Origin of the sequence: Paludisphaera soli (genome assembly GCF_011064595.1) — a bacterium.
Lineage (GTDB): Bacteria > Planctomycetota > Planctomycetia > Isosphaerales > Isosphaeraceae > Paludisphaera > Paludisphaera soli.
Genome location: NZ_JAALJI010000026.1, coordinates 60,281 through 86,316, shown reverse-complemented (window position 1 = coordinate 86,316; position 26,036 = coordinate 60,281). Strand labels below are relative to the sequence as shown.

Here is a 26,036-nt window from a genome sequence, read left to right as displayed (position 1 = left end):
GGGACGATCCCTTCGAATCAAGCCGAAGACCCGCGCGCAGAGTCGTTACTTGCCCAGCACGGGGCGGGCCTTCGCGGGGGAGCCTTCGACGTCTTCCAGGACGCAGCGCAGGCCGTCCGGTCGGCGACCGGGTTCGAAGGCGATGAAGACAGCGTGAACGCCCCGGTCGAGTTCGAGCGTCAGGGCGTCGGGCGCGGCGGCGGCGGGCTCGATGCGGCGTCCGTCGACCCAGAACGCGAGGTCTCGCGCCGAGTCGAACTTCAATCGCACGGCGCCGGGGGTGGAGACCTCGACGTCGGTACGGACCAGAGTGATCGGCGGCGCGGCGTTCACCCGGGGATTCACCGGCAGCTCCGCGGGGACCAGCCGTCCGCCGACGGTGGCGTAGAGCGGCTTCCATCCGAACGACTGCTCGTTCTGGATGAGGGCCTCGACACTCGTCCGGATCAGGGCCGTGGCGGCCTCCTTCGTGCTCGCGAGGACCCGCCAACGACGCGCGACACGCTCCTGGCTGACGGCGTAGTCGCCGATCTTGCCGAGCTTCGAGAGGAAGGCGACGAGGTCGACCAGTTCGTCGCGCGTGAGCGGGTCGACGAGCCCGGCCGGCATGATGGAGCCGGCGATCTTCTGCTCCTCGATCGAATCCAGGGGGATCGAGATCTCCTGGTCGTCGGCGTCGCGGAGGACCAGTTCCGTGTCGGACTGCCGGACGCGGATTCCGGTGACGATCCGGCCCTCGTCGGTGGCCACGACCGTCGCGTGGAAGTTCTCCTTGACGGCCTTGTTCGGCTCCAGGAGCGAGTCGAGCAGGTAGTCGATCGGGGCGCTCGCGCCGATGCTCTCCAGGCTGGGTCCGACCTGGCCGCCGGCGCCGGCGACGGCGTGGCATTTGAGGCAGGTCATGGACTCGCGCCGGAAGATCGCCTCGCCCCGTGCGGCGTCTCCCTGGGGCAGCGCGGCGAGGATGGCGGCCTTCTCCTCGGCCGAGTAGGTGCGATTGGCGTCGTTGAGCGAGCCGGACTTGGCGAGGGCGTCGATCAACTCCTGGGCCGATCGGCCGCTGGCGCGGATGTCGCGGACGGCGAGCTTGGCGAGGTCGGCGTCGAGCTTGACCGGGACCAGCGCCTGCGCGAGCGCGGCCGGGCCGTCGCGACGTTCGAGGAAGCCGTTGAGCACGGCCTGCGCCTCGCCCAGGCGGGCAGGATCCAGCTCGGCCATCCAGGCCGCGGCGCGGTCGGCCGCGGCGGCGGGATCGTGGGACGCGAGGCAGGCCAGGGCCAGGGTCCGGCCGGTCGGGTCGCCGCCCGGCTCGGCGAGTCTGGCGACGAGCTGGGCGGACTCCTGGTCGCCGAGGGCGAGCAGGCCGCGCATCGCCTCCAGCCGCAGGGACGCCGAGGCGTCGGGTGCGACGGCCAGCTCGGCGAGCTTCGGCCGGAGCCCGGCGACTTTCCAGGCGCCAACCGCCGCGACCGCCGCCGATCGAAGGGCCTCGTCGGGCTGCGACAGCAACGGCGCGATGCGGGCGAGATCGCCGGCGGGGACGATCTTGCGTTCGCGGCCGGCGCGGACCAGGGCGTTCAGCAGGGCCGCCTGCCGCACGGCGGGCATGGCGTCCTTGTTCTGGATCAGGTCCAGGAGCAGGCCAAGCTCGGCGGGGCCGCCCACGGCCGCGATCAGGTTCAGCGCGGCGGCGTCCTGCTCGTGGGGGACCTTCCCTTGCTTGTAGAGGCTCAGCAAGGGCTGGAGCACTTCGGGCGAGCCGAGCGCCTGGAGCGCGTAGACCAGTCGTCCCGCGTGGCCGTCGAAGTTGAACCGGCCGGCCTGGACGCCGGGGAGCCAGGCCGAAGCGAGGTCGCGAGCGGCCAGCCAGAGGGCGTAATCGAGGAAGCCGTCGATCGGCTTTTCGAGCGCCTGGAAGGCGAGCGACGCCGCCTTCTCGCTCGGCATGCGGGCCAGCGAACGGACGGACTCCAACCGAACGCGGGGATTCTCGTCGGTCACGAGCGGGGCCAGGAGGGCGTCGGCGTCGGAAACGCGCCCCTTCCAGAACGGCACGATCCGCGCGGCGGCCGAGCGGACGCGGAAGTCCTTCGAGGCGAGCGCCTGGTCGAGCAGCATCGGGTCGGGGACGTCGAGCGCCTGGTAGGTCCAGAGCCCTTCGAGGCGGTTCCGCTCGAACTCGGGATCGGCCGGGTCGAGCGCGGCGACCCAGGCGGCGAGCGCCGGGACCACGGCGTCGGCGCCGCGTTCCTTGAGTACGCGCTTGGCCTGGCGGCGGGTGTACTCCTCGGGGGCCTTGAGGGCTTCGAGCAGTTGCGGGACCTCCGCGCCGACGAGCTGCGGTCGCTCGACGAGCGGCCGGTTCTTGGCGGTCACGCGCCAGATGCGGCCGCGGGTGTGGTCGCGGCGAGGGTCGCGGAAGTCGACCTCGCCGTGCTGGATGATCGGGTTGTACCAGTCGGCGATGTAGATCGCGCCGTCGGGGCCCATGAGGACGTCGATCGGCCGGAACGAGACGTGGGTCGTCTTGATCAGCTCCGACTGTTCGCGGGAGGCGAAGCCGGCCCCGTCGTCGCTGATGACGAACCGGCAGACGCGGTTGCCGCGGAAGTCGTTGGTCAACAGGCTCCCCTGCCAGGAGTCCGGCAGGTGGCGGCCGCTGGCGACCTCCAGTCCGCAGTACTTGGGGCTGCCGGGGTTCAGGCCCTTGAGGAGCCGGACGGCGTCGACCGCGGTGACGTAATAGGCGCCGGGCAGGCAGTAGTTGATCCCCTCGCCGCCGGCGCCGTCGGTGGCGAACGACTGGCCCCAGGCGTCGATCTGGTGGCCCCAGGTGTTGACCAGCCCTCGGATGAAGACGTCCAGCTCCATCGTCTCGGGACGGAACCGCCAGATGCCGCCGCCGTTGAGCCGGCGAACGCCGTGGGGCGTCTCCAGGTGGCTGTGGATGTAGATGGACTGATTGAAATAGAGCATCCCGTCGTGGCCCCACCGCAGCGTGTGCAGCAGGTGGTGCGTGTCCTCGGTGCCGAAGCCCGAGAGCACGACGCGGGTGGAGTCGGCCTTGCCGTCGTCGTCCGCGTCCTTGAGGTGGAGCAGCTCGGTGCTGTTGGCGACGTACACGCCGCCGTCGCCCGGCTCCAGGCCGGTGGGGATCAGCAGCCCGTCGGCGAACACGGTCGTCGACTCGGCCCGGCCGTCGCCGTCCTTGTCCTCCAGCACGAGGATCTTGTCGTTCGCCTCCTGGCCCGGCTTGATCTGCGGATAGACCTCGGAGCTGGCGATCCAGAGCCGGCCGGCGGCGTCGAAGTTCATCTGGATCGGCTTGGCGATCAGCGGGTCGGCGGCGAACAGGTTGACCTCGAACCCGTCGGCCACGATGAACGACCGGCGCTCGATCTCGGGGTCGGGGTCCGGCGGCGGGCCGACCGCGTTCTGCGCGCGAGCGGCGGGGGTGAGGGAGAGCGAGAGGGCCGCCAAGGCCGTCGCCCCGAGATGCCACAGGGAGGCGCTCCCGCGCCGGGATCGGATGCTCATCGGGACGCCTCGTTCTCTCGGACCAGCTCGTAGGTGTGCGGGACGGGCTTGCGAAGCTCGGCGATCTCTTTTTCCTTGGCGTCGACGAGCGGGTCGAACTGCGGGATCTCGACGGCGTTCTGCCCCTGCTCGTGCTTGCGGAAGCCGAACAGGTAGGTGATGTTCTGGGGCCGCCAGCGGTAGAAGAACAGCAGGTTCTTGGCGATGATCGCCTGCCGGAGCTTCTCGACCTGCTCCAACTGGGGATCGCCCTCGACGAGCGGGGCCGCGGCCCATTCCTCGGCGGTGTGGGTGGCGAGGGGTCGGCCGTCCACCTTCAGGGTGTAGCGGCCAGGCTCTAGGCCGGCGTGGCCCATGTTCCAGGAGGAAGCCTGGCGACCGGGGACCGGTTCGAGCGGCGGCGGGAGCGGCCCCTTCGTGGTCACCGATAGCCCGCGCTCGGTCTTCTGCACTTCACCCGCCTCAAGCTTGGCGAGCTTCATCGGGAGGACCGTCGGCAGGTTCGCCAGCCTCCAGAAGCCGAGGGCCGTCGGATGGATCCCATTGTCAGTATCCGTCTCGGAGGAAGGGCCCTTCGCCTGACGGGCCTGCCTCGCCTTCGTGACCTCGCCGAAGAGGTCGATGAACGCCGCGTCGCGTACCTCGGCGATCTTGCGGACGGCGTCGGCGTACAGCGCCAGGTCGCGGTTGTGGGACGCGGGGTCGGGCAGCGGGGCCGGCATCGGCTCGTGGGGGAGCGGCGAGAGCAGGACCAGCCGGGCCTTGGTCGGTGCGACGGCGTCGAGGAAAGCGTTGTAGCCCTCGACGAACCGAGAGAGCCCGGCCTCGCCGTCGAACGAGTCGGCCATGCCGTAGCCGACGACGAGCACGGTCGGCTTCGCGTCGGTCACCTGCTTCACCAGCTCGCGGAAACCGGCCTCCGGCGGGTCGAACCCGGCGCGGGAGAGGCCTCGCACGGTGTCCCCGCTCCAGCCGAGGTTGCGAAACGTCAGGTCCTTGTCCGGGTTGGCGATCGTCAGGACGGTTTCCAGATAGGCGTATCGCTGCTCGCGCTCGATGAACGTGTCGCCGACGAGGACGACGCGGTCGCCGTCCTGGAAGTCCCAGGGGGGCGGGGGCTCGGCGACGGCCGTGGAGGCCGTGAAAACGAGGAGGAGCCCGGCGACCAGGGTCCGGGCGGGCGAGGGGCGGGCTGCTGGCACGGTCGCGCTCCGACGATCACGGGGAGGGCGAGCGTCCGCCCGGGGCGGTCGGCCGGGACGCTCGGCGGTCGGGGTTCCATCAGGGGGCATCAAAGCAATCTAACGCCCCGCCGCCCCCCGGTCGAGCCCCCACGAACGGCGGGCGGGTCAGTCGATCGCGGCCCCCGGCGGGAACTCGCCGAAATCGTGATAGCCGAGCATCTCGATCCGGCCCGGGTGTTCCTGGGCCAGGCGACGGAGCGACTGGAGGCTCGCGCGACGCTGCACGTCGTCGTCGGCCCGCATCGCGGCCAGGGTCGACACGGGATGGCCGTCGTCGGCCAGCTCGGCCCGTAGGTAGTAGGCGTCGCCGACGTGGAGCAGCCAGCGGTCGCCCAGGCCGACCGCCACTCCGCAATGGCCGAGCGTATGCCCGAACAGCGGCACGAGCAGCACCTCGGTCGCGAAGCCGAGCCCCAGCCGGCGCGCCTCCAGACCGAACCAGGGGTTCGCGGCGGGCCCGTGGAGCTTCCATCGCGGCGCGTGGTCGAACTGCGCCGGGGCGTAGCGGGGGTTGCCGCCGAGGATGTTGGCGTGCTCCTCGGCGGAGACGTGGACCTCGGCGTCCGGGAAATCGGCCAGGCCGCCGGCGTGATCGGGGTCGGCGTGGGTCAGCACGACGTGGCGGACGTCGTCTGCGCGGAAGCCCAGGGCCCGCAGCCGGCCGACGGCCGTGTCGGTCTCGTCGAAGTGGAAGCCGGCGGCGTCGATCACCTCGCGGCCGATCCGGGCCTCGGGCCGCCGGCAGTCCTGCACCCCGATCCCCGAGTCGACCAGGACCAGCCCAGTCTCGTGCTCCAGCAGCAGGCAATGGCAGCTCGCCCTGGGGCTCGGCGGCGCGTGGAGGGTCCCGCAGTTGAGGTGGTGGACGTTCAGCATGGCGTCCTCCGAATCCGGGACCGAGGTCATTTCGCCGACTTCGGGGTCCATTTCATGAAATAGAAAACGAGGGGCACGTCCTCCGTGTTGGTGATGTTGTGCGGCACGTCGGGGGCGGAGAACATCACCGATCCGGGGCCGACCTTCGTCGTCTTGCCCCCGCAGAAGATCTCGCCATGGCCCGACTCGACGATGAGGATCTCCTCGTCGGAGTGGACGTGCGGCGGGTGGGGCGACTTGCCCGGATCGATGATGAACCGCCCGGCGACCAGGCTGGCGCTGGCCTGGGTCTCGCCTTCCACATAGAGGCCGACGTGTCCGACGGGCTGGCCCTCGTGCTCGTAGACCGACATCTTCACCTCGTCCAGGTTGACGGTCTTCGACGGGGTGATCGGCTTGCCCTCGCGGGCGTGAACCGATTCCCGCCATGCCCATCCGAAGGCGAGGGCAAGCGCTAGGAGGCCGAGGAAGAGGTTCGCCTTGCGGGGGGACGAGGGGGGTCGCGTCATCGGGAGGCTCCGGGTCGTGGGCGTCTTCGCATCGCGGTCGACGGGGACGCCCCATGGTAAACTGCGAGCGGCGGCGGGGGAATCGCGAGGTCCGGCCGCCGGTCAGGCGTGGTCGATTAGCACTGCGGCGAGCTTCGGCTTGCCGCGAAGCTCGGCGATGACCCTCGGCGAGCCCCCGGTCGAGCCGACGCGGTTCGGGTCGGCGCCGGCGGCGATCAGGGCCTCGGCCACCCTCGCCGAGTCCTCGTCGTCGAGCGAGTCGGACAGGGCGCACGAGTCCAGCGGCGCGTCGCCCGAAGGGTCGGGCTTGCCGGGGTCCGCCCCCTCGGCCAGCAGCAGGAGGGCGGCTTCGGGCTGGCCGTAGATGATCGCCAGGTGCAGCCCCGTGAAGCCCTGGTGGGTGGCGTCGAGGTCGGCTCCATCTCGGGAGACGGCGAGTCGCAGCCCGTCCAGGTCGCCGTCGCGCGCGGCGATCGCGACCGCCGAGGGGGGCGGGACGTGGCGGCCGTCGTCTTCTTGCTCGACCTCGACCGGGCCTTCGACCGGGACGAGCAGCCAGGCGCGACCGTCCAGCTCGAGCTCGAAGCCGTCCTCGCCGATCCCTTCCGACATCTGCTCCGCCGCGAACTCGGCGAGGGCGGTCATCGCGTCGTCGTCGAGCGGCCCCGGCGCGTGGAACTCGAAAACGATCGCCGCGGCCCCTTCGCGGGCCTCGGCCCGGATCGAGCCGTCGACGAGGCCGAGGTCGGCGAGCGACTCGTCGAGGTAGGCGTCGAGAGGGAATCCGTCGAAGGTCCAGCGGTCCAGCCCGGCCGGGATCGCCGCGGCGCGGTCGGTCTCCGGGTCCCAGACCGCTCCTCGGATCCGGCAGGTGATCTTCATTCTCATCCTCAGTCCGGGGGTCGAAAGTCGCCCATCGCATCCCAGCGTAGCGATTTGGAACGGTTTTCGCACGTCGGGTGAATCTCGCGGGGTCGAGGGCGATTCCGTTCAAGCCGAGTCGCGAGGCGACGAAGTGATTCCGACGCCCCGGGCCGGGGCGGGTTGAAGGTCATTCGAAGGGGAGCCGTCGATGGGGTCCATGTCCGTCCTGCCCGAGATCCGCCTGCCGGTGATCCTGATCCTCCTGTTCGGGGGGCTGGGCGTGGCGGCGCTGATAGCCTTGTATCGGCGGAACCGCCAGATCCAGGCGACAGCCGAGGAGCAGTTCAAGAGCTTCCGCGAGCAGGCCGTCGGCCTGATGGATCAGATCGACGCGCTGCGCACCCGCCACAAGACCCTGCCGAGCACCGACCCCGACTTCGTCGAGCCGATGGCCGGAGCGACCCGGGACCTCTACGACCGGGTGGCCGCCGACCTGGACCGGCTCTGGGAGCGATGGCTGGCCGTGATGGAGGTCTGGAATCGCGCCGAGGCGCGGCTGAAGTCGACCTCGACGTTCAGCGTCCGGCCGAGCGAGGAGGCGCGCGAGCTGCTCTCGGCGGAGAGGCTTGAGGAACTGCTGCACGATTCGAGCGCGTGCAAATCGAGCCTCGACCGGCTGAACCTGGCCCACGAGGTCGCCGCCAAATCGCTCAAGGACGCGCGTCGCGAGGCGGCGGCGGTCGCGAGGCGGGTCGGCCGGGGCGGGCCCTCGGGAGGCGAGGCGGACCTTTACTCCCGGGAGCTTAGACTGGTCGATCGCGAGTTGGAGGATGCGGAGAGGATGCTCACCGCCGACCCCATCGGCGCGGCGGAGATGATCGAGGGCTCGCGCGACGCGCTGGCCGATCTCCAGGAGCCCGCCACGCCCCGACGCCCCCGTCCCGGATACGACCCTTCGGCCCCGACGCGGACGATCCTCGACGACCTGGTGGTCGCGGCGGGGCGGCTGCAGGAGATCGGGTCCAAGATCCGGGTGTTCGACATCCTGAAGCTGGTCGTCAAGGGCTGGGTGGCGCTCTGGGTCCTGGGCCTGGCGCTCGCCGTCCTGCCGGCGCTGATGCCGATGATCCTCCTGTTCATGATCTTCGTCGTCTTCGGTTCGGGCTTCCGGGTCTTCCAACGGGTCGCTTCCCCTTCGAGTTGGGACCCGGCCGCCTTCCGTGGACCTCGGCGACGTTGATCCAGAATCCACGCGGTCCCGCGGATTGCAACGATTAGGGTCAAGCCTCGGGCTTGATGGACCGATCGAATAAAGGTATGACACCCCCAACCGCGACCGAGCGTAGATGCACGGTCGATGGGGAGTCCCTGCGAACCGGGCCGATTCGCTGAGAGGCCGGGCCGACCGGGCCGTCGAAAATCGATGGTCGACGCTCCGCCGGGCCGAACGAAGCCGAGCTGGCAAGGACGCGAGCTCCAGGACGCCTCCGAGACGCGGGCCCGACGGTCCGACGCGACTGGTCCGCGTCGGGATCGTCGCGGCGAGGGCCCGCCGGATCTCGACGCGTCGCAACCGATCTCCGAGAAGGGATTTTCGAGATGAAACACTCCGTCTGCATCGTCGGGGGCTGCGGTCACATCGGCCTGCCGCTGGGGATCGCCCTGTCGGCGGCCGGCGCGCGGGTCACCCTGCTCGACAACGCCGAGTCCCGGGTCCGGAGCGTCGCCGAAGGGCGGATGCCGTTCCTGGAGCGCGGTGCGGACGAATCGCTCGCGGAGGTCCTGGCCGCCGGCCGCCTGAGCGTGACGATGGACCCCGACGCCGTCGGCGAGAGCGAGTCGGTCATCGTCACGATCGGCACCCCGGTCGACGAGTTCCTGAGCCCGGAGATCCGGGTGTTCGACCGCTCGATGGGGACGATCCTCGATCGGATGCACGACGGCCAGCTCCTGATCCTGCGGAGCACGGTCTTCCCCGGCGTCACCGCCCGGCTCGACCGCCGGATCCGCGAGCGCGGGCTGCGGATCGACGTGGCCCACTGCCCCGAGCGGATCGCCCAGGGCTTCGCGCTGGAGGAGACCGGCAGCCTCCCGCAGATCATCGGCGGCGTTACGCCGTCGGCGACGCGGCGGGCCTCGGCCCTGTTCGCCCTGCTGGGCGCCCGGCAGATCGAGATCCCGCCGATCGAGGCCGAGCTCTGCAAGCTCTTCTGCAACAGCTACCGCTACATCAACTTCGCGATCGCGAACCAGTTCTACGTCATCGCCGAGAAGTTCGGCGCCGACTTCGACCGCGTCCGCATGGCGATGACGACCGACTACCCGCGCATGTCCGGGTTCCCCGGGGCCGGGTTCGCGGGGGGGCCTTGCCTGCTCAAGGACACGATGCAGCTCGCCGCGTTCAACCACAACGACTTCGTGCTCGGCCAGGCGGCGATGATGATCAACGAGGGGCTGCCCAACTTCCTCGTCGAGTCCGCCAAGGCCCAGTACGACCTGTCGACGGCGACGGTGGCGATCCTGGGGATGGCGTTCAAGGGGAACAACGACGACCCCCGCGACTCGCTCGCCTACAAGCTCCGGAAGGTCTTGACGTTCGAGAGCCGGAAGGTACTCTGCACCGACCCCTACATCCAGGACCCCTCGTTCGTCCCGCTCGACGTCGCCCTCGACGAGGCCGACGTGTTGTTCCTGGGGGCCTGCCACGACGAGTACCGCGGGCTGAACGTCCGCAAGCCGGTGATCGACGTGTTCAACTTCCTGAGCCGGACGTCGGCCCAGGACGTCTCGCCCCGGACGGCGACCGCCGCCTGACGAATCCGCAAGGGGGGAGCGAAGCCGCCCCCCAAGCCGCGACCCGCATGGGCCCCGGCCTCCGGACCGAGCCGACCCGCCGGTCGGGCTCCGTCATTCCCCGTATCGAGTTCGGCCTCGCGCCCGGCGCCAGGCCCGAGAGGGACCGTTGCATGAAGATCATGGTGACAGGGGCTGCCGGCTTCATCGGCGGCTATCTCGTCGAGGAATTGCTCGCGAACGGCCATCAGGTCGTCGGCGTCGACAACTTCTCGAAGTACGGCGACCTGGAGCAGACGAGCCAGGACAACCCCAACTACACGCTCGTCCGCGGCGACGCCAAGGACGTCGGGCTGATGAAGGAGCTGCTCGCCGACTGCGACCACGTCATCGCCGGCGCGGCCATGATCGGCGGGATCAGCTACTTCCACACGTTCGCCTACGACCTCCTGGCCGAGAACGAGCGGATCACCGCCTCCACGTTCGACGCGGCCATCTGGGCGTATCAGCACGCCAAGCTCAAGAAGATCACCGTGATCTCGTCGTCGATGGTCTTCGAGAACGCGGTGCGGTTCCCCAGCCTCGAGGGCGACCACCGCACCTGCCCGCCGCCGGCCTCGACCTACGGCTTCCAGAAGCTGGCCGTCGAGTACTTCGCACAGGGGGCCTACGAGCAGTACGGCCTGCCGTTCACGATCGCCCGTCCGTTCAACTGCGTGGGAATCGGCGAGCGTCGCGCGAAGTGCGACGTCGAGATCCTCTCGGGCAACGTCAAGCTGGCGATGAGCCACGTCGTCCCCGACCTGGTCCAGAAGGTCCTCAAGGGCCAGGACCCGCTGCACATCCTTGGCGACGGCACCCAGGTCCGCCACTACACCTACGGCGGCGACCTGGCCCGCGGCATCCGCCTCTGCGTCGAACACCCCGGCGCGATGAACGAGGACTTCAACCTCTCCACCGCGGCCTCGACGACCGTCATGGAGCTGGCCGAGCTCATCTGGAAGAAGATCCACGGCGAGTGGAAGACCTTCAACGTCGTCTCGGACAAGCCCTTCCAGTACGACGTGCAGTGCCGGATCCCGGCCGTCGAGAAGGCCCGCGACCTGATCGGCTTCTCGGCCGACACGCCGCTCGACGAGATCCTGGACGAGGTCATCCCCTGGGTCGACAAGCAGCTCGCCGCCGGAGTCATCTGATGAGCACGCAGACGACGGGAGCCCGACGGACCGCCCGCCGCGTCGCCGCGGCCGGGGCCCGCGACGTGATCCGCGACGAAAGGCCCCTGGCCCTGGTCGTGCCGGTCTACAACGAGGGGGAGAACTTCCCCAAGCTGATGGCCGAGATCGAGCGCGACGTCCCCGGTCCGTTCACGCTCCACGTCGTCTACGACTTCGACGAGGACACGACGGTCCCCGTGGCGGCCGCCTTCGCCGAGTCCCGCCCCTGGCTGCGGCTGGTGAAGAACCGCCACGGCCGCGGGGTCGTGGGCGCGATCAAGACCGGGTTCGACGAGGTCGGCGAGGGGCCCGCGCTCGTGGTCATGGCCGACCTCTCGGACGACCTCCGGATCGTGCCGAGGATGCTGGAGCTGTACCGCCAGGGGAATCGGATCGTCTGCCCGAGCCGGTATATGAAGGGCGGGAGCCAGGAGGGGGGGCCGTGGTTGAAGCGGACCCTCAGCCGCCTCGCCGGCCTCTCGCTGCGTTACGTCGCCCGCTTCCCCACCCACGACGCCACCAACAACTTCCGGCTCTACGACGCCGCGCTGGTGCGCGAGATGGGCGTCGAGAGCACCGGCGGCTTCGAGCTGGCGCTGGAGCTGACCGCCAAGGCCTTCCGCCGGGGCGAGCCCATCGCCCAGACCCCGACCACCTGGCGGGATCGCACCGCCGGCGAGTCCCGCTTCCGGCTCATGAAGTGGCTGCCCAGGTATCTCTACTGGTACGCATACGCCCTTTCGCCCCGACGGGCGCCGCGAGGAGCACGATGACGCGAACGATCGGAATCGAGGCGGAAGCGCCGCTGGAGAACCTGGTCGAGCAGATCTACCGCAACCGGTTCGGCAAGCAGGTGCTGGGGCGGCGCACGGCGGTCTGGCGGGTCCTCTGCGAGTCGTGGTTCAACCGCTACATCCCCGCCGGCGGGAGCGTGCTGGAAGTCGCCGCGGGTTACTGCGAGTTCATCAACAACGTCGCGGCCGGCGAGCGCGTGGCCGTGGACCTGAACCCGGAGACCCGCAACCACGCGGCCCCGAACGTGACCGTGCACGAGATCGCGGCCGAGCGCCTCGGCGAGGTCGTCCCGGCCTCGCACTTCGACGCGGCCTTCATGAGCAACTTCCTCGAGCACTGTCGGACCCGCGAGCAGGTCCTGGCGGTCTTCGACGCGGTGCGCGGGGCCCTGAAGCCGGGCGGCCGGGTGATGATCCTCGGCCCCAACTTCCGCGCCTGTGCGGCGGACTATTACGACTACTTCGACCACCACCTGGCGCTGACCGAGAAGGCAGTCGCCGAGGCCCTGGAGCTGTCGGGCTTCGAGGTCGAGGTCGAACTCGCCCGCACCCTCCCCTTCTCGTTCCGCGGCAAGCTGCCGACGGCCCCGTGGCTGGTCCGGCTCTACCTGAAGCTGCCCTGGGCCTGGCGGTTCTTCGGCGCCCAGTTCTTCCTCGTCGCCCGCCGGCCCGCCTGACGGCGCCGGAACGACGAGCCCAGCCCGGCGGCGCGGCAGGACGCCGGCCGCCCCGTCGCCGGCGAGGAGTCGCCGGCCTCAGACCCCGGAGGTTGGAATGACCGCGGCGCAGGTTTCGATGGCCGAGCCGGTCCGCCCGGAGTCGCTCGCGGTCGGAGCGGTCGTCTGGCGGGTGCTGCTCCTCGTCGGTTTCGTGATGCTGACGATCCCCCAGTGGGTCTCGCAGATGGGCGTCGGCCTCGACCCCTCCTGGATCACCGGCCTGCACCTCTCGGCCGACCGAGGCCTGGCGCACGGTCGCGACTTCATCTTCACCTACGGGCCGCTGGGTTTCGCCCTGTGCCCCAAGGAGTTAGGCGACCTCGACCTGCACTCCGTGGCGATCCGCCTGGGCCTGAACTTGTTCTGGTGGACGTCGGTCGGGATCCTCCTGTTCCGGGTCAAGGGCTACGCCACCCCGCTGGTCTTCGCAGCGACGATGGCGATCAGTGGCATCGCTCTCGACGGCGAGTTCAATCTCAGCCTCTACGGCGCGGTGATCCTGCCGGTCGTCGGCTTCCTCCTCCTGGCCGAGCTGGACCGGAGGCCGACCTGGGCGATCCCGGCGGCCTTCCTGGCGGGCGCGGCGATCTTGACGAAGTTCAACCTCGGCGTGGCCTGCACGGCCGCACTGGGGATGTGGTCTCTTATGCGTCTCGCCCGCGACCCGAGCCGTCGGGTGTTCGCGCGGCTGATGCTGCTGGCGACGGTCTACTTCGGGTCGATGATCGGCTTCTTCCTGGCCTACGGCGGCCCGCTTTCGACCTTGTGGCCGTTCCTCCAGGCGTCCGGGGAACTGGCCTCCGCCTACTCGACCCAGATGACCGCCGATGAGCCCGGCAACCCTGGCGGCGTCGTGGCCGCGATCATGCTCGGCCTCACGGTCGTCGGCCTCGTCATCAGCCTGGCGCGGCGATCGACCCTGACACCGGCCTTCGTGATCATGGTCGCCCCCATGTTCATCCTCTACAAAGGTGCCGTGGTCCGGCAGGCGCTCTCCCACTTCCAGTTGGTCTGGCCGGTGATGGTCAGCCTGACGGCCCTGGTGTTGCCGGCCGCGAGCCGGACCTTGCGGACTCGCGTGGTCGCCACGCTCGTGGTGGCGACCGTCCTGGCGTCAGGCTTCTGGTACTCGCCGACCTCGGTCCAGAAGGTCGCGCTGCGAGGGGCGTCCAACTGGATCGGCCTCTGCAAGCTCGACGAGACGCGCTCGTCGATGCGTGACTTCGACGCCCGACTCAAGCGGGAGAAAGCTCTCCCGGCCTCGATGCGCCGGAGGATCGGCGACGAATCGGTCGACGTATACCCCTGGGAAACCTCCTACATCTGGACCAACGACTTGGAGTGGAGCCCCCGACCGGTCTTCCAGTCTTACTGCGCTTACACCCCCCGACTCGACCAGATGGGGGCGGACCATTATCGGGGCCAGCGGGCTCCGAAATTCATCCTGTATACCCATTACGCCATCGACTCCCAGCATCCCTGCGCCGTGGACTCGCGGACCTGGATCGAGATGCTCCGCTGGTACGACTGCGTGGACCGGGACGGCGATATGCTGCTCCTCCAGCGCCGGGTGCAGCCCCGCTGGCGGGGGGCCGAGCGTCTGGAGTCGACGTCACTAGGCTTCGTGAAGTCGTATGAGCCGCCGGCCGCGGAGGGGGGCCACGTGTTCCTCAAGGCCAAATTCGAGCTCTCGCTCCTGGGCAAGCTGCAGGCCATCTTCTACAAGGTCGACCCTCCCCTGATCCGAGTGCACTACAGCAAAGGCGAGCCGGCCAATCACCGGCTGGTCTGGCGGAACGCGGCCGGTGGGTTCCTGGTGAGCAGCCTCCCGCGCGACGTGGATGGCGTCGTCCGGCTGTTCCAGCAGGGGGCCGCCGACGAGGTCGTCTCGGTCTCGTTCCACGACCCGAGCGGACTGCTCAAGCCCGAGTTCCGCATCACGGCTCTGAGGTCAGGTCGCCCCAAGGCCGAGCCGGCGGCCGTGGCGACCGCGGGCCAGCCCAGCGTGGCTCGCTGAAGGATCATTCGGCGACGAGTTGGCGGACGATCGCGAGGAGCCCCGCCCCGAGAAACAGGGCGAGCATCAGAAGTCCCAGGACGATGAGCGGCGTGGGCTGGATCCCCGATTGCGAGGGATGACAGCCGAGATCCACGTCCAGCTCGTCCCAGTCCTCCACGTCGATGCCCAAATCGGCCGCGTCCTGGGACCAGGTCTGCGAGAGGATGACGCGGGCCTCCGTCTCCAGGCTGGCCGGGACGCTCAACTTCACGCCGCCGGTGGCGACGTGATACATGGCCTTGCCCCCCATGCGCTCGCCGTCGAGGGTCGTCGGGATACCCTCGGCCTCCAGTCGGATGCGCGGCGGCTGGCACGCCAAGGCGTCCGAGTAACGGGCCACCACGACCCAGGGGCCGCTCACCTCCGCCGCGACCGGCCCCGGCGAGGCGTCGTCCAGCGGGACCTCGTGCTTCGGGCAGAGGTCTCCGGGGCTTTGCGGCTGGAAGTTCTCGCAGACCGGGCAGTACCCCTGCGGAGCCACCGGGTCGCCGCAGTGAGTGCAGAGATTCGCCCGGGGCGGCTCTTCCCCCGACCTCCGACAGCCGGGGCAGAACCACGGAGCCCGGCTCGAAGCGCTCATCATCGACGGCTCCGATCGACCGGCCCACCGACCTTGTCGTCGCCCTGCCAGGCTGACGTGCAGTGCGTCTTCATCGCGGTGCATCCTCGGTGAGTCTCGTCCATTCGGAAGGATCTTCGTCCCGATCGGGGACATTCTTCGCCCGAATCGGCCGAGATCAAGCCCGCGCGGGTTCCCGGCGATCATCGCACAGGGGCCGGCCCGGGCGTAAGCCGAGAGAGGCCGGCAGCCCATGGCGGCGAGGAAGTCAGTCGGAGGCCGCGACCCGGGGCGTCGGCAGTTACAACGTCCCGTCGATCCGCGACTCAAGTCGGATCAGATGCACGGCGCCGGGCTTGGTGGTCGCCGCGAGCAGGCGGCGAGCCTCGCAGAAAGCCAGCGACGAGGGCTCGGCCCCGCCGAGGTTCAGCGGGCCGAGTACGGGGAAACGCCCCAGCAAGGCGGTGGGATCGACCTGCACCAGGTCGAGCATCGAATCCTCCGGACGCGAGACGACGAGATAGGCGGCGGCCTCCGGCTCCCCTTCGTCCGAAGTCGGCCCGGTCGTCGGCCTGGCCGACGTCGCGACGGCCTGGTGATCGTCGCGGGCGGGGATCACGATCCAGTCGCCGTCGTCCGACCGCGAGACGTAGGGCTGGTCGACCGAACGGAGGTCCATCCGGCCCGCCGGCCGCGGATTCCGAGGGTCGGAAAGGTCGATCGCGACCGCCTCCCTCGTCAGGGCGAGCGACACGAGGGCGCGGCCGCCGGCCCGCGACAGCGTGAGCCGGTCCGGATCGTCGCCTTCCTGGAAGGCGAGACGGCCGACGGGAATCGAGGGGACGGCCGAGAGGATGGCCGAGGTCTCGTGGATCGTCAACTCAGGCGCGTGCTTCGTCGCGTCCCCCTCGCCACGGCCGGAGGCCAACACGAGCAGAAACTCGCCGTCGGGACTGGCCGCGAGGTCGTCCGGGTAATAGCCGGCCTCGGCCCGGACGCCGACGCGTCCGCCGTCGAGCGTGAAGACGTCGAGCCATCCCGGGCCGAGGTGCTTGGCGTCGTTGACCGGGCGCTGGAGCACCGCGACGTTCCCTCCGAAGACGGCGATGGCGACGGGCCGACCCTCGACGGGGATCACCGTCGGGGCGGACAGCCTGGCCTCGTGGTCCACCCGATACGTCAGGATTCGGTTGTAGCGAGGGCAGAGGACGGCGAGCCGTTCGCCGGCCTCTTCGAAGGCCACGCGGGTCGCACGCTGCTGGCCGGTGGCCTCGCGGTGGGTCTCGCGCAAAAGCCAGGGCCCGGCGACGGCCTCGACGGGCTCCTTCGAATGCTGGACGATCAAGACCCCGGCCCCGCAGAGAAGGGTCGCGGCGACGGCCAGCGTCGCGACGACGGCCGGTGAGATCCGGCCCGACGGCTGGGACGGCGCAGGCCCTTCCGGCTTGCGGCGTCGGAAGCTCACCCGGTTCTCGGTCCCGGCCAGCAGGCGTCCGACGTTCTTGCGATGCCTCGCGATCAGCAGGACGACGACGGCCAGGACGAGGACGCTCATGGCGCGGTGCTCACGACTCCAGGTGTCGGCGGTCCATCCGAAATAGGCGACGGCGAACGCCAGGCCGCCCGTCATGGACGAGAGCGAGACATACCGCGTGATCAGGAAGACCGTGAAGAACGCGGCCGACGCCACGCCGCAGGCCGCGGGCTCCAGCGCCAGCAACGCGCCCAGGCTCGTCGCGACCCCCTTGCCCCCCTTGAACCCCAGGAAGACGGGGAAGTTGTGCCCGAGGATGGCCCCGAGGGCCGCCGCCACCGGAAGGTCCGAGGGCGAGGGCCAGCCCAGCGCGGTCAAGAGCCGCGGCACTCCGACCGTCGGCAGGAGCCCCTTCAGCAGGTCCAGAAAGAAGACGAGCAGGAAGAAGCGAAAGCCCAGCAATCGGCCGACGTTCGTCGCCCCGATGTTGCCCGAGCCGACCTTGCGCACGTCCTCGCCGGTGAGGCCGCGGTAGATCAGGTAGCCGAACGGGATCGCCCCGATCAGGTAGGCGGCGAGGGCGGCGGCCGGGTAGGTCCAGTCCAAGGCGAGGGCTCCGATCACTGGTCGCGGCCGATCTTCAGGACCGACTTGTCGGGCTGGCCCAGGAACGCGGCGCGACGATTGTCGAAGATCTCGTTCGCCGTCGCGTAGTCGTCGTGACGGCCGATGTCGAGCCAGTAGCAGTTCTGTTTGTAGCAGTGGACGGCGCGACCGCTGTGACGCATAGCCTCCAGCAGCTCGGGCATGGTGACCGCCTGGCCCGGAACCAGGTAGTCCCACGCGTGCGGCTCCAGGATGTAGACGCCCATGCTGACCTGGAAAGAGTACTCGGGCTTCTCCTGATACCCCGTCAGGACGTGCGGGTCGTCGCCGAACTGGAGAACGCCGAAGTCGATCTTCACCTCGCGGGGGTACGACGCGATCGTCGCCGAGGCCCCGCGCTCGCGGTGGAAGTCGTACATCGCGCCATAGTCGAGCGTGGTGAGGATGTCGCCGTTGATGACGAGCACCGGCTCCTCGGGGCGCTTGATCAGGGTCAGGCCGCCGGCGGTGCCCAGCGGGGCGACCTCGCGACGGTAGCCGATCTTCGCGCCGAACTTGCGGCCGTCGCCGCAGAAGGTCTCGATCAGCTCGGTCAAGTAGCCGGTGATGATCGTCACGTCGCGGAAGCCGAAACGCGCGAGCTGGCGCAGAACCACCTCGATGATCGGCATCGGGTCGTCCTCGCCCAGCGGCATCAACGGCTTCGGCAGGACGTGGGTGTAGGGCCGGAGTCGCGTCCCCTTACCCCCCGCCAGGATCACGGCCTTCATCGTCGGTCCCCCTTCCCTGGGTCTCGTCCCATCGATTCCCGACCGGCGAAGACGAGGATCAACCTCGTCCCGCCGACTTGCGCTTGCTGGATCTCGCAGCGTGCGGCCCCGATGCGGGCCTCCTAGCGTGCGACGCGACCCTGGCCTTCTCCGAGGCGACCTCGCGGAAGACCTTCACCAGGGCCTCGACGTGCCGGTCGAACGTCCACTCGCGGCCGAGCTTCGCGGCCTCGGCCGACATCGCGCGGCGGCGGGCGTCGTCCGCCAGGCCGTCGAGCGCGGCGACCAGTTCGCCGCGGGCGTCGGGAGCCGACAGGACGTAACCCTGGCGGCCGTCGGTCATCAATTCGCTCGCCCCATTGCACGCGGTCGTGATCGCCGGCAGCCCGCAGGCGAGGGCTTCGAGCACGACGAGCGAGCAGGGGTCGTAGTAGCTGGGCGAGACGAAGAAGTCGCTCGACCAGTAACACTCGCGGACGTCGTCGTGAAAGCCGAGAAAATGGACGAAATCCCCGACCCCAAGGCGATTCGCGAGGCGGCGATACCAGCCCGGCCGGCCGCCGCCGCAGACGAGCAGGTGGATCGGCCTCGCGCCCGGCTTGTTCCGGGCGGCGAGGCCGCGGATCAGCGGTTCGAGGCCCTTGAGCGCGTAATTGTGGCCGACGAAGAGGCCGACGAGATCGCCCGGCGACAGCCCGATCCGGTCCCGGAAGGCGCAACGGACGGCACCCGGCTGGGGGACCAGCACGCGGTCGGGGTCGATCGCGTTGGGGACGACGTGGATCCGCGACTTCGGGACGCCCACGAACTCCTGGACGTGCCGCGCGACCATCCGGCTGACCGCGACCACGCGCGCCCCGCGCCCGGGGGCATACTGGAGCCTCTCGATGCCGCGATAGGTCCAGAACTTGGGATTCAGCACCTTGCCCAGGACGTACAGCCGCCGGGCGATCGGATTGGCGAACCGGAGCGAGTTGGCCCGCAGGCTGCCACCGTGGACGCCCCCCTGGGGGATGATGACGTCGTGTTCATAGGTGTTGATAAATCCGACGGTGCAGTCGTAATCGGCGTCCTTGAGCAGCCGGGCGGACGCGGCGGCGAAGCCGGCGACCTGCTCGCGGCGGGAGCGGCCCTCGGACTGGACCCGGACGCAGCGGACCTCGGCCGGCAAGGCTCCCTCGGCCCAGCTCGACGTGTACAGGTCGACCTGGTGCCCCGAGCGCGTGAGGCTGCGGCAGAGGTCGACGATGTAGGTCTCGGCCCCGCCTTTCGTGGGATCGACTCTCGGGAAGTTCAGGGCCAGCCGCATGGGAACCGTCTCCGCGCCGTTCGGCCCGCATCCCGCGAGCCTTCCTCGTCTGATATTCGCGTCCCGGTCGGACCCGACTGGAGCTTTTCCGGGGAATCCCCGTGGTTTCCAACTCAGCCTTTGTTGTGCGACGCGTACCGCGCGGCCTTCAGCCGGATCATCCGGGCCTGCCACTCCGGCCCCCGCATCCCGGCGGCTTTCCGGTAATGCATCCAGAACCGGAGCACGTCGCGAGGCGAGACGCCGGCGACCCCCTCGATCGAGAACAGCAGCTGGCCCAGGTCCTTCCAGCGCCAGCGGTCGGCCATCAGCCGATGCTCGCGGAGCCGATGCAGGTCGATCAGGGTCAACTCGACGTCGAGCGGATCCTTCGCGACCTTCCCCAGGTTCAGGAAGAAGTGGCAGAGGTAGAGGTCCTTGTGGAACGTCCGGGCGCGGTGCAGCGTCGCGGCGATCCGGGCCATCTCCCGGACAATCCGCCGCTTCATCGCCTCGAACGTTTCCGGTTCGAGCGAGCTCTCCAGCTCGGGCAGGATCTCGTTCAGCTCCCGGCCGGGAAGCTCGGCGACCGCCAGGTAGCTCTGCAGGCCGCCCCAGGGCCCGATCCGCTCGCCGACCGCGACGACTTCCGGGACCGGCACGCCGAGCGCCCGGGCCCTCTCCAGGTGCGACCACTCGGCCGCGCCGGGCGAATGCCGCCCGGAGGGGTCGACGGTGGCGGCCAGCCGCGCCGCCCAGGGGAGGCGGAAATGTCGCTTGAGGTAGACCGAGACTCGGCGATCGCCAGCGCCTTCGGCCCCGTGGAAGACGACGCGGGCCGTCGACCGCCCCTGCTTGGCGTGGAGCCGGTCGCGGCTCACGATCGCCATGACCGAGGAGTCGAGGTCGGCGGGCAGCGAGTCGCGGTAGCGGTCGTTGACCCACGACCAGCGCGAGCCCCGGATCAGGCGTCCCCAGAACGCGCGCAAGCTCATGGCGTGAAGCCTTCCCAGGAGATCGGTTGATTCATGCGGTAGATCCGCGCGCCGACGTCGCGGCCCTCGACGACCACCGGGAAATCCCGCACCGGCGTCGCCGCGAACGCCAAAAGCGCGTTGAGGCTCTCGGCTCGGGGGCTCTTCGCTTCCAACTCGTCGCGACCCACGACTACGTAGGCGAGGCTCCGATCGGAGAGAGCCTGGCGGACGTGCCAGTAGTCGTAACCTTTCGGGCGGTCGGCCACGAACCGCGCCCAGCCGCGGGTGTCGAGCACCTGCTCGCCGGTGCCGGCGTTCGCGAGCAGCCAGCGGCCGGCCTCCCAGTGGCCTCGCCGGCTCTCGTGGCCCGTGCGCAGCTGGTAGCCGACCAGGAGCACCGCGATGAACGCCGAGGCGACCGCCACGGCCGCCCGATAGGCCCGAGGCGGCGCCGCGAGTTTGATCCCGAGTCCGCGGACGCAGATGAAAGCCCCCGCCCCGGCCCAGATCGTCGACGCCACCACCAGCGGGAGGATGTGGCGACTGGACAGGTAGCCTAGACTCGACCCGTGTCGCATCAGCACGAGCACGTAGGCGGCGACGAACACGCTCAAAACCAGCCGTTCGGGACCACCGGCGTCGGTTTGGCGACCGCAGACGTCCTGGACCGCGCGTCGCCGCGCCAGGCCCCAGATCGTCATGATCGCGAACCCCCAGCACATCTCGTCCCACCAGCGCCGGACGACCCACTTGAGGACGTCGAGCGGCCCACCGATGGCCCGTTCGTCCGATTCCTCCTTGGGGGAGAGGTCGAGCCCGGCCCGATCGAGGCCCGGGGGGAGCGGCTGCGGCGAGGAGCGGTGCGCGATCGCCTGGGATCCGAGGGACGCGGCATGCCGCAGGGCGAGCTTCTCGGAGACCTGTCCCTTCGCCAGCGCGTACGAGCCGACGCAGACCAGGACGGCCAGCCCGAGGGCCGGTAGCGCCGGGGCCGTGGCGACCGCCCGCAAGCCGCGTCCCTTCGCGAGTTGGGCGATGAAGGCCAGGCCGACGGACATGGGCGCGAGGATCGCCTCGGGCCTCGCCAGGTACGCGACCCCGCCCGCCAGGCCGGCGGCCAGGGCGAGACGCCACGAGTCGCGGCGGATCGCCGACGCCCCGAGCTGGAGGGTCGTGGTCATCCCCAACAGGCCCAGGGCGTTGCTCAGGGTGTCGCGACCGACCTCGCCGGGGACCGGCAGGAGGACGTAGACGAACACGGCGATCAGGGCGACGCGCCCGTCGAAGACCGCGCGGGCGAGCGCGAAAAGCGGTAGGAGGAGGAGAAGCGAGGCCGTCGCCGAGACGCCCTGCGCCGCGATCCGCCAGGCGTCCGGGCCGGGGCCCAGGATAGCCGCCGTCAGCGGCTCGACGGCGGCGATGAGGGCCGGGTAGAGCGGATGCTGGTCGGTGCCGCGGACGACGTCGACCCAGGGGTCGGACTGGAAGCGACGGGCGGCGGCCAGGAACTTCAGGCCGTCCTGGGCCGGGACCAGGGTCCGCAGGATCGCCGCGGCGTTGAAGACGGCGGAGAAGATCAGGATGGCGATGAACCAGCGACGGTGCGACACCCCGATCCTCCTTGACCCTGGGCCGTTCGCGGGCCGATCCTCGGCCGCAGCGGCGATTATAGGTGCACCCTTCAGCCCGTCAATGGCAGGGCCGCGCGGCCCAGGCCCGAGGCGGCGGCCCAGAGGTCCATCATCGACCGATCGAACGAGGTCGACGGACGCCATCCGGTCTCGCCGACGATGCGGTCGATGCAGGCGCGGGAGTCGTCCGGCCCCGCGCGGCGGGCGGCCTCCGGGTCGAAGGCGACGCGGGTCGCGCGGCCGCTCAGGCGGATCAGCAGGTCCAGCCCCTCCTGGATCGTGCGCGAGCGGCCCGAGCCGATGTTGTAGACGCGGCGGGGCGTGCCCCGGAGCGCCAGGTCGACGAGGGCCTGCGCGGCGTCGCGGACGTCGACGAAGTCGCGGCGGGCGTCCAGCCGCCCCGCACGGACCGTGATCGGGTCGACGTCGGGCGCGGCGAGCTGGGCGGCGAACCGCCCGAAAGCCTGGGATTCGGGCATACCCGGACCGATCGGGTTAAAGACCCGGCCGACGACGACCTCCAGCGGCCCGCGACCGGCCAGGGCCGAGGCCGTCGCCATCATCTTGCTGCGGCCGTACGCGGTCATCGGCCGGCAAGGATGGTCCTCGACGACCGGCAGGTCGGCGGCGGCGACGGTGCCGACCTCGGCGGCCGAGCCCGCGACCACCACGCGGACGGTCCGGTTCAAGGACCGAAGTGCGTTCAGCAGCCGATCGGTGCCCCAGAAGTTGGTCTCGTACATCTCCTCGTCCGCGGCCGGGGGAGTTTTGCCCGCGGCGTGGACCACGTAGTCGGGGGAGACGTCGCGCACGGTCCGGGTCAACCCGTCCGGGTCGGTCAGGTCGGCCGCGACGAAGAGCGCGCCGCACAAGGCGTCCGGTCGCTTCCTCCCAATGACCACGATCCGGTCTTCCGCGTCCGACGCCCGCGCCAGGGCGTCCAGGACGCAGCCCCCGAGCCATCCGCCCGCTCCTGTGATCAGCCAGGTCGCCATGAGGACTCCTTCGTCCCTTGTTGCAAAGTTGTGGATCGCGGACTACGACGGCCCGACAGCATCCGCCGCGCTGCGTCGTAAACGCGGTCGGGCGTCAGCAGCTTCATGCAGCGGTGGTGGCCCAGCGGGCACACGGGACGCTGGCACGGTCCGCAAGGGACCGGATGATATAAATGTAGGGCGTGGGGATGATTCGTGCGTGTCCATTCGATACGAGTGGGCCCGAAAAGCGTGACGACAGGCGTCCCGAACGCGGCGGCGAAGTGTCGGGGGCCGGAATCCGTGGTGACCAGCAGCTCGGCCCGCCGCACCAGGGCCTTGGAGAGACCCAGGCTGAGGGGACGATCGGCCAGGCTGACGACCCCGGGATGGGCGGCCAGCTGGGCGATCCGCCGCGACTCCTCGCGCTCGGAAGGGCCGCAGAGCACGACCACGGCGACGCCCGCCTCCTCGGCGAGCCGGCGGGCCAGGACTCCGAACGACTCCACGGGCCACGCCTTGGCCGGTCCGAAGGCCCCGCCGGTGTTCAGGCAGACGAGCCCGGCGGAGGTGTCCACCCCGAGAGCCTCGCACGCCTCGTCGGCCGCGGCCTCGTCGGCGGGCGTGGTCGCCAGCTCCAGGCGGACGCCGTCGCCGGGGCAACCCAGAACGTGGGCCAGGCCGAGGTAGTATTCGACGATCGGGCACGGCAGCAGCTTGCCGTTCGCGTCGCGGGGCGGAGCCAGCCGGTCGGTCAGCAGCCATCCCCGGGCGTAGCGGTCGTAGCCGACCCGCCGCCGGATCCCGGCCCGCCAGGAGATCCACGCGGTTCGGATGGAGTTGGGAAGGAGGACGGCCACGTCGGGTCGATCGGCCCGAAGCCGCCGGAGCAAGGCGGGCGTCTGATGCTCGCGCGATTTCGATCGCGGATGGAAAGGGAGGATCTCGTCGAACCAGTCGAGCCCGTCAAGGACGGGGGCGACGTTCGGCTTGACGACGGCGGTCAGGCGGCCCCGGGGGAACTCCTTCCGCAGGGCGCGGAAGGTGGGCGTGGCCATGACGGTGTCGCCGATGAGGCTGGGGCAGAAGACGACGAGGTTCATTCGAGGCCGGGCCCTTCCCTGGCGGTTGCGTCCGGCGATCCGTGCCGGGGTGCTCGATCTCCGGAAACCTCGCGTCCCTCACTCCCGGATCGGCGGGTCCTCCGGGAGCAGCGAGGCCAGCCGGACTTCCAGCGGCGCGGAGTCTCCCAGGATTTCGAGCCCGATCCGGAGCGCGCGGAGAGGCGCGGGCCCGAGATTCGAGAGGCGGAGCTTCACCGAATCCTTCTGCGTGGTCAAGACGAGATCCGCGCCCGCGGCCTCGGCCCAGCGGGCGAGGTCGGCGACGTCGGCCGCGGAGTAGGGGTGATGGTCCGGGAACGGCCGCAGGTCGACGATCCGGCAGCCGAGCGAGTCGAGGGTCCGGCGGAACCCCTCGGGGTTGCCGATCCCGCAGAAGGCGGCGACCGACCGGCCGGCGAGTCCGTCGAGCGGCGAGGCGTCCCCCTCGCCGTCCACCAGGTCGCGAGGGGCGTGGCGGGCCTCCAGGATCGGCGCAGCGCCGTTGAGTCGACTCGCCGCCGATCGGATCGCGGAGAGACGGTCGGCCGAGATCAGGTCCGCGCGAGTGATCACCACCGCATCCGCCCGCCGGAGCGATCGCGGCGGCTCCCGGAGCAGGCCGCGAGGGAACAGCCGGCCCAGGCCGAACGGGTCGATCGCGTCGAGCAGCACCACGTCGAGGTCGCGGGCCAATCGTCGGTGCTGGAAGCCGTCGTCGAGGAGGATCAGCTCGGTCTCCAACTCGTCGACGGCTACCTCGGCGAGCCGCGCGCGGTCGGGGTCCTGGAGATGGGGGACGTCCGGGAGGTTCTCCTCCAGCACGAGGGCCTCGTCGTTGACCGCGTCGGCCCGGCCGTAACCACGGCTGATCAGGCAGACGCGGACGCCCCGCTCACGATACCAGCGGGCCAGCCACTCGACCATCGGCGTCTTGCCGGTCCCGCCGAGGGTGAGGTTCCCCACCGAGATCACGGGCACGCGGGCGCGGTGGATCGTCTTGAAGCCTCGGTCGAAGGCCGCATTCCGGGCCGCGACGCCGAGCCCGTAACCGACGGCCCCGAGCCCGAGGCCCAGGCGGCCGATCGTCGCCAGCGGCCCCCGCGTCTCGCCCCGCACCAGCTTGAGGAAACCTTCGGGATCGATGCGGCCCACGCGTGCGACGTCCTCTCCCGATCGAACCCGCGCGGCGGTTCGGCGTCCGACTGCCGGATCGTCGCGTCCGCCGCTAAGATGGATGAGGAGGCTAACCGCAAGCGAGGACGAGCGTCAACCCGCACCGCGACCGCAACCCCGGACCCCCAGGCCGCTCCATGATCGCCCCGCCCGAACCGCCGCATCCCCTGGTCGTCCACTGGCTCGACCGGCACCTCAGCGCCGTAAGCTTCGTCCTCCATCTGGTCGGCATCCCGCTGACGATCCTGGGCGTGCTGCTGTTCCCGGTCTACGTCTACCTCGTCTCCTTCTCCATCTTCGTCCTGGCCCTGGGTCTGTTCCTGGGGGGCTTCGCGTTGCAATTCGCGGGACATTACCTGGAGGGGACCGACCCGGGCGAGGTCATCTACTTCAAGCGGTTGTTCGGCCTCCCCTATGTGGAATACCCTCCCGGGGCGGGCCCCTTCGCCCAGGGCGTTGCGTCGAACGTCCCCGTCGGCGATCGACGCCCTCGGTGATTCCGGAGGGGACTCGGGAACGACTTGAGCGTTCTCGTCCCTTTAAGTCGTTGCGGGGGGGGCGGAAGCCGGGGAATCCTCGGAGTCCGCGCCGTCCTTCGTTTTTTCGCCTGGAGCGGAATCGGAACAATCCGTAAGATCCGCCTCATCGCTTCAAGTCTCAGAACACGGACGTCCGATACCATTCGACAGCCCGATTCCCCGTCCACTTCTCGGGGGGTCTCGGGATCGCACCATCGGATGAACGGAAGACGACAACTTGTTTACGGCACGAAGGGTCGGCGCTCGCACCTCGTCCCGGCCGCCCTCGTGGGTGTTGGAGCAGGGTCGCGACCGAGTCGGCCCGAATGCGACGGCGGCGGTCGAGTCGTG

21 protein-coding genes are annotated in these 26,036 nt (G+C 70.1%); 7 read left to right on the top strand and 14 right to left on the bottom strand.

Annotated features, from left to right (window positions below; translation table 11 throughout):
* Positions 1 to 45: 45 nt before the first annotated feature.
* The 5 genes from G6O68_RS25280 to G6O68_RS25260 all read right to left on the bottom strand — a co-directional run bounded on the left by G6O68_RS25280 (position 46) and on the right by G6O68_RS25260 (position 7,054).
* Positions 46 to 3,537: a PVC-type heme-binding CxxCH protein gene (locus G6O68_RS25280; RefSeq protein WP_165251442.1), complete on the bottom strand. Its 3,492-nt coding sequence runs from the start codon at positions 3,535 to 3,537 to the stop codon at positions 46 to 48.
* Complete coding sequence (locus tag G6O68_RS25275) at positions 3,534 to 4,739, bottom strand: SGNH/GDSL hydrolase family protein (protein ID WP_165251441.1); 1,206 nt, start codon at positions 4,737 to 4,739, stop codon at positions 3,534 to 3,536. Before G6O68_RS25275 ends, G6O68_RS25280 begins: the two co-directional genes overlap by 4 nt.
* Positions 4,740 to 4,886: 147 nt before the next feature.
* On the bottom strand, positions 4,887 to 5,687 hold the full coding sequence (locus tag G6O68_RS25270; protein ID WP_206108206.1) for an MBL fold metallo-hydrolase: 801 nt from the start codon (positions 5,685 to 5,687) through the stop codon (positions 4,887 to 4,889).
* Positions 5,684 to 6,166: a cupin domain-containing protein gene (locus G6O68_RS25265; protein ID WP_165251440.1), complete on the bottom strand. Its 483-nt coding sequence runs from the start codon at positions 6,164 to 6,166 to the stop codon at positions 5,684 to 5,686. Before G6O68_RS25265 ends, G6O68_RS25270 begins: the two co-directional genes overlap by 4 nt.
* 102 nt (positions 6,167 to 6,268) lie before the next feature.
* A complete protein-coding gene (locus G6O68_RS25260) occupies positions 6,269 to 7,054 on the bottom strand; it encodes an ankyrin repeat domain-containing protein (RefSeq protein WP_165251439.1) in 786 nt (261 codons plus the stop codon).
* 184 nt (positions 7,055 to 7,238) lie between these two features.
* Here G6O68_RS25260 and G6O68_RS25255 point away from each other — a divergent pair, with 184 nt between their 5' ends.
* From G6O68_RS25255 to G6O68_RS25230, 6 genes are all read left to right on the top strand, one after another.
* Positions 7,239 to 8,270 (top strand): hypothetical protein, encoded by a 1,032-nt coding sequence (locus G6O68_RS25255; RefSeq protein ID WP_165251438.1) that lies wholly within the window; start codon positions 7,239 to 7,241, stop codon positions 8,268 to 8,270.
* Between the two features lie 359 nt (positions 8,271 to 8,629).
* Positions 8,630 to 9,844 (top strand): nucleotide sugar dehydrogenase, encoded by a 1,215-nt coding sequence (locus G6O68_RS25250; RefSeq protein ID WP_165251437.1) that lies wholly within the window; start codon positions 8,630 to 8,632, stop codon positions 9,842 to 9,844.
* 152 nt (positions 9,845 to 9,996) lie between these two features.
* The gene (locus G6O68_RS25245) at positions 9,997 to 11,019 is read left to right on the top strand and encodes an NAD-dependent epimerase/dehydratase family protein (protein WP_165251436.1); all 1,023 of its coding nucleotides are present in this window, start codon (positions 9,997 to 9,999) and stop codon (positions 11,017 to 11,019) included.
* Entirely contained in the window at positions 11,019 to 11,813 is a 795-nt protein-coding gene (locus G6O68_RS25240) for a glycosyltransferase (protein WP_165251435.1), read from the top strand. The genes G6O68_RS25245 and G6O68_RS25240 overlap by 1 nt, the downstream gene beginning before the upstream one ends.
* Positions 11,810 to 12,511: a class I SAM-dependent methyltransferase gene (locus G6O68_RS25235; RefSeq protein WP_165251434.1), complete on the top strand. Its 702-nt coding sequence runs from the start codon at positions 11,810 to 11,812 to the stop codon at positions 12,509 to 12,511. The genes G6O68_RS25240 and G6O68_RS25235 overlap by 4 nt, the downstream gene beginning before the upstream one ends.
* 97 nt (positions 12,512 to 12,608) lie before the next feature.
* Positions 12,609 to 14,570, top strand: a complete 1,962-nt coding sequence (locus tag G6O68_RS25230) for a hypothetical protein (RefSeq protein WP_165251433.1) — start codon at positions 12,609 to 12,611, stop codon at positions 14,568 to 14,570.
* 4 nt (positions 14,571 to 14,574) lie between these two features.
* Here G6O68_RS25230 and G6O68_RS25225 read toward each other — a convergent pair whose 3' ends face one another.
* The 9 genes from G6O68_RS25225 to lpxK all read right to left on the bottom strand — a co-directional run bounded on the left by G6O68_RS25225 (position 14,575) and on the right by lpxK (position 25,146).
* Positions 14,575 to 15,195, bottom strand: a complete 621-nt coding sequence (locus tag G6O68_RS25225) for a hypothetical protein (RefSeq protein ID WP_165251432.1) — start codon at positions 15,193 to 15,195, stop codon at positions 14,575 to 14,577.
* A 277-nt stretch (positions 15,196 to 15,472) separates the two neighbouring features.
* Positions 15,473 to 17,251, bottom strand: coding sequence for a glycerol-3-phosphate 1-O-acyltransferase PlsY (gene plsY / locus G6O68_RS25220; protein WP_165251431.1), 1,779 nt, complete (start codon positions 17,249 to 17,251; stop codon positions 15,473 to 15,475).
* Between the two features lie 14 nt (positions 17,252 to 17,265).
* The gene (locus tag G6O68_RS25215) at positions 17,266 to 18,021 is read right to left on the bottom strand and encodes a sugar phosphate nucleotidyltransferase (RefSeq protein WP_165251430.1); all 756 of its coding nucleotides are present in this window, start codon (positions 18,019 to 18,021) and stop codon (positions 17,266 to 17,268) included.
* A 58-nt stretch (positions 18,022 to 18,079) separates the two neighbouring features.
* Positions 18,080 to 19,330, bottom strand: a complete 1,251-nt coding sequence (locus G6O68_RS25210; protein WP_165251429.1) for a glycosyltransferase family 4 protein — start codon at positions 19,328 to 19,330, stop codon at positions 18,080 to 18,082.
* A 113-nt stretch (positions 19,331 to 19,443) separates the two neighbouring features.
* On the bottom strand, positions 19,444 to 20,304 hold the full coding sequence (locus tag G6O68_RS25205; protein ID WP_165251428.1) for a lipopolysaccharide kinase InaA family protein: 861 nt from the start codon (positions 20,302 to 20,304) through the stop codon (positions 19,444 to 19,446).
* A complete protein-coding gene (locus G6O68_RS25200; protein ID WP_165251427.1) occupies positions 20,301 to 21,896 on the bottom strand; it encodes a glycosyltransferase family 39 protein in 1,596 nt (531 codons plus the stop codon). The genes G6O68_RS25205 and G6O68_RS25200 overlap by 4 nt, the downstream gene beginning before the upstream one ends.
* Positions 21,897 to 21,967: 71 nt before the next feature.
* Positions 21,968 to 22,912, bottom strand: coding sequence for an NAD-dependent epimerase/dehydratase family protein (locus G6O68_RS25195; protein WP_165251426.1), 945 nt, complete (start codon positions 22,910 to 22,912; stop codon positions 21,968 to 21,970).
* Positions 22,897 to 23,994, bottom strand: a complete 1,098-nt coding sequence (gene waaF / locus G6O68_RS25190) for a lipopolysaccharide heptosyltransferase II (RefSeq protein WP_165251425.1) — start codon at positions 23,992 to 23,994, stop codon at positions 22,897 to 22,899. Before waaF ends, G6O68_RS25195 begins: the two co-directional genes overlap by 16 nt.
* Before the next feature lie 78 nt (positions 23,995 to 24,072).
* Positions 24,073 to 25,146 carry a tetraacyldisaccharide 4'-kinase gene (gene lpxK, locus G6O68_RS25185; RefSeq protein WP_165251424.1) on the bottom strand — a complete coding sequence of 358 codons (1,074 nt, stop codon included), beginning with the start codon at positions 25,144 to 25,146 and terminating at the stop codon, positions 24,073 to 24,075.
* Between the two features lie 158 nt (positions 25,147 to 25,304).
* Between lpxK and G6O68_RS25180 the strand changes: the two genes are divergently transcribed.
* Positions 25,305 to 25,664: an Mpo1-like protein gene (locus G6O68_RS25180; protein ID WP_165251423.1), complete on the top strand. Its 360-nt coding sequence runs from the start codon at positions 25,305 to 25,307 to the stop codon at positions 25,662 to 25,664.
* Positions 25,665 to 26,036: the final 372 nt, after the last annotated feature.